At 58.7% G+C, this 13,694-nt stretch carries 11 protein-coding genes; 5 read left to right on the top strand and 6 right to left on the bottom strand.

The genetic code is table 11. The annotated features are described in order from the left end of the window. Positions 1–25 precede the first annotated feature (25 nt). Positions 26–1,435, bottom strand: coding sequence for a sigma-54-dependent transcriptional regulator (locus MRX98_RS19300; RefSeq protein ID WP_246913985.1), 1,410 nt, complete (start codon positions 1,433–1,435; stop codon positions 26–28). Between the two features lie 280 nt (positions 1,436–1,715). On the opposite strand from MRX98_RS19300, the gene MRX98_RS19295 reads away from it, so the two are divergent. From MRX98_RS19295 to MRX98_RS19280, 4 genes are all read left to right on the top strand, one after another. Continuing rightward, positions 1,716–2,078: a hypothetical protein gene (locus MRX98_RS19295; RefSeq protein WP_246913983.1), complete on the top strand. Its 363-nt coding sequence runs from the start codon at positions 1,716–1,718 to the stop codon at positions 2,076–2,078. Positions 2,079–2,400: 322 nt separating this feature from the next. After that, the gene (locus MRX98_RS19290; protein WP_246913981.1) at positions 2,401–4,281 is read left to right on the top strand and encodes a CPBP family intramembrane glutamic endopeptidase; all 1,881 of its coding nucleotides are present in this window, start codon (positions 2,401–2,403) and stop codon (positions 4,279–4,281) included. Between the two features lie 284 nt (positions 4,282–4,565). Beyond that, positions 4,566–7,049: an Lcl domain-containing protein gene (locus MRX98_RS19285; protein WP_246913979.1), complete on the top strand. Its 2,484-nt coding sequence runs from the start codon at positions 4,566–4,568 to the stop codon at positions 7,047–7,049. A gap of 91 nt (positions 7,050–7,140) precedes the next feature. Then, a complete protein-coding gene (locus tag MRX98_RS19280; protein ID WP_246913977.1) occupies positions 7,141–7,620 on the top strand; it encodes a cytochrome c3 family protein in 480 nt (159 codons plus the stop codon). Positions 7,621–7,798: 178 nt separating this feature from the next. On the opposite strand, the gene MRX98_RS19275 is transcribed toward MRX98_RS19280, so the two are convergent. From MRX98_RS19275 to epsC, 3 genes are all read right to left on the bottom strand, one after another. Then, on the bottom strand, positions 7,799–8,440 hold the full coding sequence (locus MRX98_RS19275; protein WP_246913976.1) for a TetR/AcrR family transcriptional regulator: 642 nt from the start codon (positions 8,438–8,440) through the stop codon (positions 7,799–7,801). Between the two features lie 186 nt (positions 8,441–8,626). Then, complete coding sequence (gene cysK, locus MRX98_RS19270; protein ID WP_246913974.1) at positions 8,627–9,547, bottom strand: cysteine synthase A; 921 nt, start codon at positions 9,545–9,547, stop codon at positions 8,627–8,629. A 1-nt stretch (position 9,548) separates the two neighbouring features. Continuing rightward, positions 9,549–10,547: a serine O-acetyltransferase EpsC gene (gene epsC, locus MRX98_RS19265; protein WP_246913972.1), complete on the bottom strand. Its 999-nt coding sequence runs from the start codon at positions 10,545–10,547 to the stop codon at positions 9,549–9,551. 304 nt (positions 10,548–10,851) lie between these two features. On the opposite strand from epsC, the gene MRX98_RS19260 reads away from it, so the two are divergent. After that, positions 10,852–11,763: an NAD(P)/FAD-dependent oxidoreductase gene (locus tag MRX98_RS19260; protein ID WP_246913970.1), complete on the top strand. Its 912-nt coding sequence runs from the start codon at positions 10,852–10,854 to the stop codon at positions 11,761–11,763. Positions 11,764–11,778: 15 nt separating this feature from the next. Here MRX98_RS19260 and MRX98_RS19255 read toward each other — a convergent pair whose 3' ends face one another. Together MRX98_RS19255 and MRX98_RS19250 are read right to left on the bottom strand one after the other, a co-directional pair. After that, a complete protein-coding gene (locus MRX98_RS19255; RefSeq protein WP_425523899.1) occupies positions 11,779–12,387 on the bottom strand; it encodes a lytic transglycosylase domain-containing protein in 609 nt (202 codons plus the stop codon). 153 nt (positions 12,388–12,540) lie between these two features. Next, entirely contained in the window at positions 12,541–12,984 is a 444-nt protein-coding gene (locus MRX98_RS19250; protein ID WP_246913966.1) for an OsmC family protein, read from the bottom strand. Positions 12,985–13,694 lie beyond the last annotated feature (710 nt).

Genomic DNA, 13,694 nt, shown 5'->3' with positions numbered 1-13,694 from the left:
GATTGACGATGGCACCTTTTGGACCTTATTGCGACGGTTTGCGGAAGGCCTCTTTGCGGATGCCGTGCTTGCTCATCAATTTGTGCAACTGGCGGGTGCTGATGCCCGCTTCGGACGCCGAGAGGTTGATGCGGCCTTGATTACGGGCCACAAGGGCCTTGATGTAGCGGCACTCGAAATCGTCCAGGGCCGATTTGCGGGCTTCGGCCAAGGGCAGGTGTTCATTGATGGGCACTACCGCGAGACGCTCTTGATCCTCGAACAGTTCGGAGGGAAAGGCGGCGGGGGTCAGCAGGCTGCTGTTTTCCAGAATATAGGCCCGCTCCAGCAGGTTCTCGAGTTCGCGCACATTGCCGGGCCAATCGTACCGGGCCAAAGCTTCGATCACCCGGGGATGAACGTCGTGAATGGATTTTTGGAATTCCCGGTTCAACCCTTTGAGGAAAACCTCGATCAAGTGGGGCAGATCTTCGGTGCGCCGGCGCAGGGAGGGAATTTCGATGGGAAAGACATTGAGCCGGTAATAGAGGTCCTTGCGAAACAGTCCCGCTTCGCTCAACGCTTTCAGGTCGGCGTTGGTGGCCGCAATCACCCGGGCGCCGGTGTGGATGGTCTCTTCACCGCCCACGCGGCTGAATGTGCCGTCCTGGAGCACTTGAAGCAGTTTGATTTGGGCCGGCGGGGTGAGGGTGCCGATTTCGTCCAGAAAGATGGTGCCGCCGTTGGCGATTTCGAACTTGCCCAGCTTTTTGCGCACCGCCCCGGTAAACGCCCCCTTTTCGTGGCCGAACAGCTCGCTTTCCAGCAAGGTGTCGGGAATGGCGCCGCAGTGGACGCTGATGAACCGGGCCTCCCGGCGGTTGCTGTGCTGATGTACCAATTTGGCCATCACCCCTTTGCCGGTGCCGGTTTCCCCCACCAACAACACCGTGGTACGGGTGGATGCCACCGAACGGATTTTGCGAAAGACTTCGGCCATCGTGGGACTCTTGGTTTGCACCACCTCGAGGGCGTCGGTCTGCCAGAATTGATCGCGTAGGTAGTCCAGTTCCGATTGACGCAGGATCGACTCGGCGATGGACTCGGCGACCAATTTCACCTCGTCGTGGGAAATGGGATAGCCGATGTAGTCGCTGGCGCCCGTCTTGACCCAGCCGACGGCACTGCGAATCCGGTGCGGCGGGGTCATCACGACCATTTCGATGGAAGGGTGCCGCTGTTGAAAGGCCTGCAGGGTCGCCTCCGTGCCATGGGTGTCCGCATGGCGGGACAGGCAATCCAGGTCGACGAAAACCAGTTCATAGCGCTCCCGATCCAGTATTTGCAGCGCCGCGGACACATCGGCGGCGGCTTTGAATCGAAAAGCGGCACCCAGGGCCTTGCGAACGGCTTCAATGTCATTGGCGTCGCTGGCAATCACCATCGCTGATCGCATTTCGATGCTCCTTTGGTCGAACCACGGGAAGTGGCGCTTCCGATTGCCGGTCGGATCGGAATAGGTATTTCCTTCTTACGATATACAACAATTATAAAGGGTTGTGTATTCTGATCCCCTGGCTTGCCGGCCCACCGGGCATTGCCGGGTCGTAAATCGGAACAGCCGGTTCCTGCCGTAGAGGGGGTGAGTGATACGTTTTTCTCATGAAGTCATATGGTTGTCTGTTGTGGCATTTGTGTTGCTTATTCATTGAAAGTAAACTTGAGGAGGTGTGCCCATGGAATGGAAATTCTGGCGTCGTAATAAAACCGATACCGCCGGCGGCCCCGGCGCGCATATGTCCAAGTTGCCCGGTCCCAAGGAGTTGCCCCAGGCCATCGGCCAATATCTGGTGACCACCGGGAAACAGGATCCCGATTGGGTCTGGTCCCTGCGATGCGTGATCCGTCCTCGAGAGGGCGAGAGGACTTTTGTGGATTTCAGGGTGTTCAGCCCCGTGCAAGCCGGTACCCGGGGTGTGCGTATCACCCATTTTCAGTCCCTGGACGACCTTCCCGAGTTGATCCTTTTTCAAGGCGTTCTGGACAAAACGAACAACCAGGTAAGATTGCACAAAGGCGCACCCGATTTGGCCGCCTGAAGCACACCCCGATTCCGTTGTTCATCCCCGTTCCGTGCGATCGGCGTTTGACGATGCCTTCGCCGGGGACGGATTTCCATTGCCGCCCGCTTACCGCCAATCCCCCCATACCATTGTCCTGGTCTCGCCACAAGCAACAACCTTGCAGTCTTGACCCCGTATCCGGCGACTGATATGGGTGAAGGCAATTGCGTGCCGAACCGATCCGGTTGAAAGAAGGGGGGCGGCAACCGGAGGCCGTGCGCAACCGCAACCATCCACACCGACGACGCTTCATTGAAAAATTCCGTTGCAATCGGCCATCGAAACGAGGGCTTCGAGGATGAAACAACGAAATGCCGGGCAGCCACGTCAGGAGCAAGCAGGCAAGATGGCTTCACCGGATGCCGATTCCGGCACGTCGCGGCGACCCGTGATCGATAACGGCAATGGCGCCGCCGGTCTTGCGGTTGCCGCCGGCTCCGGCAACGGCAGGAAGTTGCCGGAGCGATATGCCATCAAGACCAGCGGCAAGGAAAAGGCCCTCACCTGCCTGGAAGCCCCCAATCTGAATGTGCACATCGAAGCCGGGCTGAGTTTCACCGCCGCCGTCGCCCGCAAGTCGCCCTCGGGCACCATTTTTCTGGATGGGGTGGCCCAGTGCGAACCTTTCATGGATCACGAACGGCAGGTTTACAACCTGGACCACCACGAGGGCTGCGTGCGGGCCTTCACCTTGTCCACTTGCGAGCAGGCCTTGGTGATGTACATGAAGGGGCTCGATTTGCGCAATCGCGAGTGGCACATTTTTGCCAACGAGCCGGATCTGGACACCCTGCTGGCCATCTGGATCCTTCTCAATCACACCCGCATCGGTCGCCAGGACGCCAACCAGCGGCGTCTGCTGTTTGCCCTGGTCCGTTATGAAGGGGTGATCGACGCCCTGGGTTTGGAACTCAAGGAGTTGTCCGCGCTGCCCGAGACCCTCATGCGCAAAATGCAGCGGGTGGTGGACCATCTGCGTGCCAATGAGCTGGAAATCAAAAAAGAGGGCGGCTGGAACGCGACGAACTACATGGACTACACCGCCGCCGCGCTGAACAAGATCGATCAGATTTTTTACAAGCCCAGCGATTTCATCGATTATCAAGGGATGGAGGAGTTGGCGCGCATCGATTTGTCCGATCAGCGCATCGCCGTGGCGGTCGAGGCGGACATGGGCATTTACGAGATCGAACCCCATCTCAACAAACTTTACGGTGATCGGTTGGGTGTGGTTTTTCTGAAGAAAGGGCCCAACACCTATACGGTCCGTCAAACGGATCTGTTCATGCCCATCACCCTGGACCCCATTTACGAGCGGCTCAATTTCATGGATACCGCCGTCAAAGGGCGTACCCGCACCAACAAATGGGGCGGAGCCAACGATATCGGCGGATCCCCCCGTGAAACGGGCACCTACCTGACCCCCGCCCAGATCGTTCACGCCTGTGGCGCGGCGGTGGCCAAGCCCGGCCTGCTCGAGCGCCTCTATCGTTTCGGGACCATCGCGGCCTTGACCGTATTGATCGTGCTGTGCGCCCATGCCATTCGGTGGATCTGGGATCCTGCGGCATGGATCGCACCGTCACCGGTTGCGCACTTGTGGGCCTCCGCCGAATTCGGGTTTGTCCTTGCGCTGCTGATGGGCGCCGGCCTGAGCCTGATGGTGGTCGCCCGGCGCCGGTCCTGGCAATATGGCTGGTCTGCCCCCATTGGCAAACAGTGGATGCTGCTGCTGCCCGTGGCAGCCTTGGGCGGCTGGCTGGGAGGTGTCTGGGCCCCCGCAGCGCCGGCGGCGGCCGACGGCAACCGGGTAGCCCTGTTCCTTCCGGGCTTGATCGCCATGCCCATTGCCGTTGAATTGCTGTTTCGCGGATTGGTGCACGGTTTGTTGGCACAACACGCGTTGGTGCAGCGCAGCGACAGCCGCTGGTTTCTCTCTTGGCCCATCCTGGGCAGCACCGTGCTGTACGCAGGATTCGCGGCTCTGAACATATTCGGGCACCCGGGTGCCGCAGCTGCGCCGGGGGCTTGGCTGTCTGTTGCGGCAGCGCTTGGCGGGGCCTTCTTGTTCGGCTTTGCGGCCGGTTGGATCCGTGAGCGCTCCCACAGTCTGTTTCCCGCTATGCTCAGTCACTCGCTCGCTGCCGCGGCCGCCTTTCTGTTACCGCGATTGTGGTGATCCACAAGCGCAATCCTTCCGATGAACGCCTTGTATCAGTGACCGAAAGTAGTTCGGATGAGTGTGTTTGTTGGGTTGATCCGGTTTGTTGTGTTTTTTTGAGTTTGTCGGGTTGGAAGATGGGTGGCTTAAGTTTCGGGCCATGGGTGGCGAAAATGGTATTGGACGGCAACGATGTTCCCTTTGACATCCCTGTCGGTTTCTACCTATAATAGCCACTTGAAAACATTGATACATTTGAACAATCCAACGAGGGTTTGAAAAGGACCGCGGGAACGGCAAGCATGGATCAACAGCTGGTGAACCAGATATTGACCGGTGACAGCGACGAGATTGCCGATCTTAAGCTGAACATCGCCATTCTCGAAGGATTCATCGAGTTGGCACGGCAACTGGAAACCCTTTCCGAGACCAGCAAACGGTTTTACGAAGAGTCCCGCAGCCTTTATCAAGTCACCTGCAGCGGGCGTTCCATCGGCGACCTGGAATCCCTGTTGGCCAAGTTTTTCGGTCCCCCGGTCAAACCCGCCGGCAAATCCTTGCCGCGCAAATTGCGCAAAAATGCTTCGGTCAAATATTTGGGCGGGATCGAAAAAGATCAATCCCTCTTTCTGCTGCCCCTCAACACCGGTGAGTTCTATGGCGCCTTGTGGCCCTGGCGGCGCAACAAGGCTAAAATTGAAATTCACCTGGGGTACTGCTCCGACTGGATGACCGACGAGGACTACCGGCAGATCGAAACGTTGGTCAAGCGCAGTTTGAGCCAAAGCGCCCTTCAGCACATGGATGCCCGGGTGGGCGGTCAGATTCGCGGTATCGGCCTGCCCTCCTTCTTGCAGATGGCGGAACTGGAGCAGTCCAGCTTTACCCTGCGCATCACCTCCGCTGGCCGCTTCGGTCAACTGCATGTGACCGAAGGTAAGTTGATTGCCGCGGAAACCGGCAGTTGGACCGGACGCGAAGCCGCTTATCGCATCGTCAGTTGGGACGATGCCGCCATCGAAATCGAGCCGGCCGACCCTTCGCGCGCCGATGAAATCGACCAGCCGTTGATGCACCTGCTGATGGAGAGCCTCAAGCTCAAGGACGAGATCACCAGCGGTGCCGATGCACCCCCTGCGCCACCCAAGAGACAACGTCCCAAGGCCGGTGCGGCCAAGCCGGCCAAGCGGCTGGTGCGCCTGGAACGACCGCCGGAGCCGCTTCCGCCCCGGCGCGGGTATAAACCCTCCACTTACCTGATCGCCTTGCTGGCTTTGTTGGTGATTCTGGGCAGCGGCACCGTTGCCGCCCTTCATGTGATGCAGCAGCGCGCCACCGCCGATCGGTATCAGCAACTGATCACCCGCTTGGAGCGCACGGACGCTCTCGAACAGCAACTGGCGCTACTCGATACCTATTTGGCGGAGAACCCCGAAACACCCCATGCGGATGATATTCAGTCCCGCATTAAGATCGTCCGCAACCGCATGGAGGCGCGCGATTTCGAAGCGACGCAGATGCAGGTCAGCGCGTTGCCGATGGGTGAAGGGTATGAAGAAAACGCCCGGGCGTTGTATGACGCTTTTCTTGAACAATATCCAGACAGCCGCTTCGTCACGCGTATCCAGGAGGCCATGGGCGAAATCAAGGACCTGTTGGATCAGCATTATTACGACGAGTTGCGTCGCGCGGCACGGCTGGATTACAATCAGCGGTTGGCGGTCTATCGCCGCTATCTGGAGCAGTTTCCGGAAGGCCGCTACCACGCGGATGTCAATTTTCTGCTGCGCCAGATGGGGGAGCAATATCTGGAATATTTGCAAACCGAGGACGCGCAGTGTGAGCGGCAGCGGCGATGGGAGCCTTGCATTCAACGTTATCAGCTGTTTATCGAGAGCAACGAAGGCATCCCTTTGGCCGATGAGGCCCGCAGCCGCATGCGGGCCTTGCAGGACAAGGCGGATCTGGCCCGCCTGCGCAGGGAGGCCGAGGATGCCGAAGAGGATCTGCCGGCGGCGGTGGCGGCCTATGAAACCTATCTTGTCGACCATCCCGACAGCACCCAAAAAGAGGCGCTGACGGCCGATCTGACGGCCTTGCGGTCCCGCTTGGAGGCGCGGCGGCAATGGGATGCGTTGAGACAATATGCCACCAATCCGCGCAACGATGTGTTGGCGCGTATTCGGCGCCTGGAGGATTTCCTGCAAAAGAACAGCGCCGCCCGTGAGACCATTGAAGCCCGGCGATTGCTCAGCGAGTTGTCCGCCCAGCGGCAGCAGGCCTTGCAGCAGCGCCAAACCGAATTGCAGCGTCGCGAAGCGGCGGCCCGGCGCCAAGAGGAACAGGCCCGTCAGGCCGAGCAGCAACGACGGACGGCGCGCATGGAAGCCCGCGTGGCGCAACAGCTGGCCGGCTCGCCACGTTATCGACCTAATGGCGACGGCACATTCACCGATGGATCCACCGGATTGACATGGACGCTGTTGGATTCACAACAGGCATTGGGCCGCTGTCTGGATTACGAAGCCGCCCGTCAATATGTACAAAACCTGAATACCGGCGGCCACCGGGATTGGCGGTTGCCTTCCGCCAACGAACTGGCGGCCTTGCACAAGCAAGCGCCCTATTTTCCGGCCGGCGATGCCGAGTGGTACTGGACCTCCCAAGCCTATGTGCGCGGCTTTCACGCTGTCGCGGATGTGGTCACCGCGCGGGGCGAGTCGGTGTTTGTCCGGGAAAACCGTAGCCAGGAGGAGTGTGGCGCGGTGCGGGCCGTTCGTCGCTGAGCCATCGACGCCAGAATTTGATTGAAAATTGGCGCGGAACATATTATAGCGGGCGGCATATTTTCCGGAAACATGTCAGAGGGGGTAGAACATGCGAAAGCGTTTGTGGTTGTTGGCAGCAGCGTCGATGATCGTAGTGGGTCTGGTTTGGGGGCCGGTATCGGCCGCCAAGGATAACGAGATGTGCGTGCCCATGGGCAATATCATCCTGGAGCCGTTGACTGCGGAAGCCAAGCGCGCCTCCGTCACTTTTCCCCATGCCGCCCATTTCGGTTACAGTTGCCGGGAGTGCCATCACACATGGGACAAGGTGTCGCCCATCGGCAGTTGCAGCGCGGCCGGTTGCCACGATGTGGCCGAAGCCCCCGTGGATGACGTCGGTCAGCCGTCAAAGGATCGGCAGCTGCAGATCCGTTACCACAAGAACGCTTTCCATGAGTCATGCATCGGTTGTCACCTGGAAATCAAACGGGAAAACGAGAAGTTGATGTCCTCCCGGCGACCGGACGCCGAGCGTGTGGCCCCCACCGGCCCCACCGGGTGCGTTCAGTGCCACCCCGCCGACTATTAAACTTTTGAAACCACAACCGCAACGGTGAAGGCGGTTTGCCGGCACGCCATTAAAAAAGGCCCACCCGGCGACTCAAGGGTCGCGCGACGGGCCTTTTTTCGTCGGCATTTTGCTTGACTTGACCGGCACCATCTTTCAGACAAACGGCGTACGGTCGCCCTTACGGGTACGCTCTCCCTTACGGCCGCTTGAGCATGATCCCGCGATCGAAAATTTCATAAGCGGTTTTGAGCGTGGACTTAAGATGGTCCTTGTCCTGGTCGATGATTTTCTTGCTCGATTCCCACAACACCACGCCGGCGAAAATGCCCCAGGTGATGTCGGACAGCGCCACCGGGTGGCGATCAATGAACAGCCCCTTCTTGATCCCTTCCTCGAACACCTGGGCGATGGCGCCGATGGAGTTGCGCGAGAGGGTCTTGATCTCCTCGATCAGATCCTCGGACAGATTCTTCAGCGTCTCGCTGGATTGGAGGTGAAACATGTTGATGATGATCAACGGATCGAAATCGTAGACGTCGAACATCACCTCCTTGAGCGCATCCAGCTTCTGCCAGGGATCCAACTCCTGCTGATTGATCACGTGGGAGATGCGGATGTGCAGATATTGCAGAATACGCAAAGACAAGGAGGCATACAGCTCCTCCTTGTTTTTAAAATAAAGATAAAGTGTTCCGGGACTGAGTTCGGCCTCCTTGGCGATATCCTCCATGGTGGCCTTGTTGAAGCCCTTCTCCGAGAAGACCCGTTTGGCAGCTACAACGATCTGCTGGCGTCTTCTCTCCTTTTCCCTCTCCTTGCGCTCTTGAATTCCCATCATTCGCTTCCTGTCTAATCGGTTCTATCCCATTGTCGGACCGCTTTTCACATTAAAACAGACGGATAACAGCGACTACCTGCCCTCGTTCAAGTTGCACGGTCATCCGGTGCGGGTGCAACAAGTGTCCAGCTTGTCCATTGTTTGAAGCAAAAAGTAAAAAATGTCAATTATTAAATGAAGTCGTGCTTATTTAAATAACGGCGTACTAATGTAGCGTTCCCCCGTGCTGGGCAGAATGACCACAATGCGCTTGCCCTGATTCTCCTTGCGTTGCGCCACTTGCAGCGCCGCCCACACGGCGGCGCCCGAGGAGATGCCGCACAAGATGCCTTCTTCGGCCGCCAAGCGGCGGGCCGTGGTGAAGGCGTCGTCGTCGCCGACCGTGATCACCTCGTCGACCAGGCTTTGGTCCAGGACTTTGGGCACGAACCCGGCGCCGATGCCTTGAATCTTATGGGGGCCCTTGGCACCGCCCGACAGTACCGGCGATGCGGACGGCTCCACGGCGATGGCTTTGAAATCGGGATTCTTGGGCTTTATGGCCTGGCTGACGCCGGTGATGGTGCCCCCGGTACCCACGCCGGAGACCAGAAAATCGACCCGCCCCTCCGTATCTTCCCAAATTTCGGGGCCCGTGGTTTCCCGGTGGGATTGCGCGTTGGCCGGATTCTCGAACTGGTTGGGCATGAAGGTGTTCTCCTGGCGCGACAGGATCTCCCGGGCCTTGGCAATGGCGCCGCCCATGCCTTCCGGACCTGGGGTCAACACCAGTTCGGCGCCCAGATGAACCAGCAGCTTGCGCCTTTCCTGGCTCATGGTTTCGGGCATGGTCAGGCAGAGCCGGTATCCCTTGGCGGCACAGACGAAGGCCAGGCCGATGCCGGTGTTGCCGCTGGTCGGCTCCACCACCAGGGTTTGGGCGTTGATCAGCCCCCGGCGTTCCGCATCGGCGATCATGCCGGCGGCGATGCGATCCTTGACACTGCCCAGGGGGTTGGCGAATTCCAGTTTGGCTACCACATCCGCCGCCGCTCCGGCGGCGATGCGGCCCAGGCGTACCAAGGGGGTGTGGCCGATGGTGGCACTGACGCTATTGTGGATATGCATGTCAGGCTCCTTTCCGTTTCTCTTCGGTCGATTTGTAGATCAGCCGGGGTTTTTCCATCATGACCGTTGTGTCCGGGGGCACCGATTGGGTCAACCAGACATTACCGCCGATCACCGAGCGGGCGCCGATGACGGTGTCGCCACCCAAAATGGTGGTGCCCGAATAGATGATTACGTCGTCCTCGATGGTGGGGTGGCGCTTCTTGCCCCGGTACTGTTCGCCGGCGTTTTTCGGCAGGCTGAGGGCGCCCAGGGTCACCCCCTGGTAAATGCGCACATTGGTGCCGATCAAGGTGGTTTCGCCGATCACCACGCCGGTGCCATGGTCGATGACGAACCGCGGACCGATGGTTGCGCCCGGGTGAATGTCGATGCCGGTCAAGCTGTGGGCGTGTTCGCTCATGATGCGCGGCAGCAGCGGCACCTCCTGTTGAAAAAGTTGGTGGGCCACGCGGTGCACCATGATGGCAAAGATGCCGGGGTAGCTGAAAATGATTTCGTCGTGGCTCTTGGCGGCCGGATCACCGTCGAAGGTGGCCTGCACGTCGGTGGCCAGCATCCGCCGGATGCCGGGAATGGCTTCCAGCAGGGCCAGCGCTTTGACCTGTCCGCCGTGTTCGCACTCGCTGCAAGGCAGGTCGTAGCGCATGCAGTCGTGCCGGATGTGGTGGCCGATCTGTTCGGCCAGCATGTCGTAAAGCTGGGAGATGCTTTGGCCCAGGTTGTATTTCATGTTGGCCGGATCCAGCTTGCCCCGGGAAAAATAACCGGGAAACAATATTTCGCGGAACTTGTCGATGAGGTCGGCGACAAAACCTTCCCCCGGGATGGGCTCATAGTCGATGTGGGTATAACACTCGGCACTCCGGCAATGTTCGATGATCCGCTCGGCGATCTCCGGCACCTTGGCCTTCATGCGTTTGCTGGCGGCCAGGTCGGTTTTGCAGGTATCCGTGTGGTCGTGATGATGGTGTCCGGAAGTTGTGTGGCGATCGTTCATGCGGTTATGCTCCTTTAGAATGGTAGGCCGGGAGATCGCTAATATAAGGCCCATGCACCATGAGGCAAGGGTGCTGCCGACCGTGACGCCATCCGCCGCCCCTTCGGCAAGGCATCATTGTGCCTCCGGCGGATCCGGATCGATGTTGCGCTGTACCCCTCTCCAAGAAGGGTTGTCCCTTGATTTTTCGTCCTTGCATGCCCATTTTGACACCCAGGGCATGGTGCTGACACAAAAAATAGCAACCTATATCATTTACCCCTGAATGATTCAATGCAATTCCAATCAGTGAAGGAGAATCAGTATGGACAACAGCCAAACCGTCGATGTGGCCATCTTGGGTACCGGCCCGGCCGGCTTGCAGGCCGCCATTCATGCCGCGCGCAAAAAGGTGTCGGTGGTGGTATTGGGTAAGGAGGCCAAAAGCAGCCTGTTTCATGCCCACATCGAAAATTTTTGTTGCATGTTCGATGTGGCCGGGGACACGATGCTGGAGAACGGCCGGCAACAGGCGGCCAACTTCGGTGCCCGGTTTCTGGACGAGGATGTGTTGGCCATCGATCCGCAGGAGAACGGGTATGCCCTGAAAACCGAAACCGGGACGACCTTCTTGGCCACCGCCTTGATCATTGCCACCGGAACGCAGCGCAATCGATTGGGCGTGCCGGGCGAGAAGACCCTGTTGGGCAAGGGGGTCAGCTACTGCGTGGATTGTGACGGCCACTTTTACAAAGGCGAAACCGTGGCCGTGGTGGGCAACGAAAGCGCCGCCGTGGATGGCGCCTTGACCTTGACCGAGATCGCCGACAAGGTGCACCTGATTTGCGACAAGCTCGAGGTATCCGACCACCTCAGGGACAAACTGGACGCCGGAACGGTGGTCGTGCACCAGGGCGCCGCCGTCAAAGCCATAGAAGGCGAAAATCAAGTGGAAAGGCTCATCCTGGCGTCGGGCGAATCCCTGCCGCTCACCGGTGTGTTCATCGAACAGGGCGCCAAGGGGCTGCTGCAGCTGGCCACCAACCTGGGGATCATGCTGGACCCGGAAATGCGCTACATCCAGACCGACAAGCAACAGGCCACCAACATGGCGGGCATCTTCGCCGCCGGGGATATTTGTGGCCCGCCCTGGCAGATGGCCAAGGCCGTGGGGGAGGGTTGCGTGGCCGGTGTTTACGCCGCCAACCATGCCAAGGCCAAAAGGGCGGCCGCCTGATGCTTCGCGCCGGTGCTACTCTTTATTGTAAAAGTTGAAAAAGCGCAGCACCTTCTGCACATAGTCTTGGGTTTCAGGAAAAGGGGGGATGTCGTTGTATCGACTGACGGCCGTGGGGCCGGCGTTGTAGGCGGCCAGGGCCAGGGGCAGCTGATGATCGAACCGCTCCAGCATGCTTTTCAGATATTGGGCGCCGCCCATGATGTTCTCCCACGGATCGAAGGGGTCGGAAATATTCAGCAAACTGAAATTGTCCGGCATGATCTGCATCAAACCCATGGCCCCTTTCTTGGAGATCGCCCGCGGATCGAAATAGGACTCCACATGGATCACCGCCTTGAGCAAGGAGAAGGAGAGGCCCGTCATATCGGCGGCTTCGGTGATCACGTCGTCGTAGTTTCGGTTGTTGCGCCAGGATGGGGGCCGGGTCGGCGTTTCGCGCATGTAGAGCTTGAAGTCGCCCGATGTGGGGGTGTTGGTGAAATGGAGCACCCCGTTCTCGTCGATGTAAATGTAAATGTCGGCCGCCGCCGGCGGAACAATCCAGCAGGCCCATGCGATCCACAGGGCCGCCACCCAGATGCAGGCCAGTTGTCGTCCGCTCGCTTTCGCCACGCTTTCCATCGGTTCGCTAATGTTCATCCGGAAACAGCACCCACGGCACCTCGTTGCCTTCACACCCGATGGCGCTGCCCGGCCCGGCCCGAGGATGCCTTCGGTTTCCTCCTTTGACGCGCCACGCCGTTCCGACCATGAAATGCAAATAATATGCCCCCGCTATTCTTCGTCAGGGCCGTTCTTTGCATTGCTGTCTGTTGGCGCCACGATCACGAATTCCGTAGTGATTTCAGCCACTCCCCGCACCGTTGCAGCCACGGAACAATACTTTTCCTGGGAAAGCCGGATCGCCTGGGTCAGTGCCTTGGGCGTCAAATCCTTGCCGCTGACCCGATAGGTCAAATGGATGCGGCGGTAGGCCCAAGGGGGTTTGGCGTCCTGTTCGCCCTCGGCGATCACCTCCAGCATGGTCAACGGCTGCCGCTTCTTGTTCATGATATTCAACACATCATAGGCCGAACAGGCGGACAACCCGATCAGCAGCACCTGGGAAGGGCTGACGCCCGAGGCCGGGTCGTCGCCGGACAGCACCACGGACTGATGGCGGGAATCGGTGCCCACGAACTGTTTGCCTAATACCCAACGAACGGTTGTGGTCGGCATTGAATCGCTCCTGAATGAGGATCACGGAAAGGCGGCGTATCGCCATTACGCCCTATAGGCTGTGCACCCACTTTTTGTAAAGCGCAAGATATAGGGGTTGCCCTTATCCAATATGATATTTTTGGGGACGCCTTATTCTCAATTATATCAGCATACTCGCTTTTCTTATACCCGTTCCGGCCCCTCGGGGCAAGCATTTCCATATGTTAGAGAGTTTTAAGTTTTACGTGTTAAGTTTTAAGCTAATGAATTCTATCGATTTTAATGGGTTTGGGGCGATCAGGCAGATGGGTATTGCCACCCATCCAACCCGTAGGGGCACGGCATGCCGTGCCCGGGTTTCCCCTCGGACATCCGGCAAGGGCACGGCATGCCGTGCCCCTATGGGATCGTTAACCATCGATCGCCGTTTCGTCCGGCACCGTATAATCGAATGCATCCATCCGCAAAAGGCGCACCGCCTGTTCTCGCACGGAGGCGGGTGGGAGCCCTGGCGGGCAGTTTTAATTTTTAAGTTTAAAGTTTTAAGTTGATGAATTCTATCTATTTTATGGAAAGGTTCCATCAACCGATTGTGATGGTGATCACGCGCAATCCCTTACAGCCGCGCCGATCACAAAGGGTGTTCTCCATTGTAAAAGTGACATCGCCTGTTCTCGCACGGAGGCGGGTGGGGCGGGGGGGTGGGTGATGCAATGCGTGCAGGCGCG

It is taken from the genome of Desulfatitalea alkaliphila (assembly GCF_022968795.1).
Lineage (GTDB): Bacteria > Desulfobacterota > Desulfobacteria > Desulfobacterales > Desulfosarcinaceae > Desulfatitalea > Desulfatitalea alkaliphila.
This window is presented reverse-complemented; position numbering and strand designations above follow the sequence as displayed.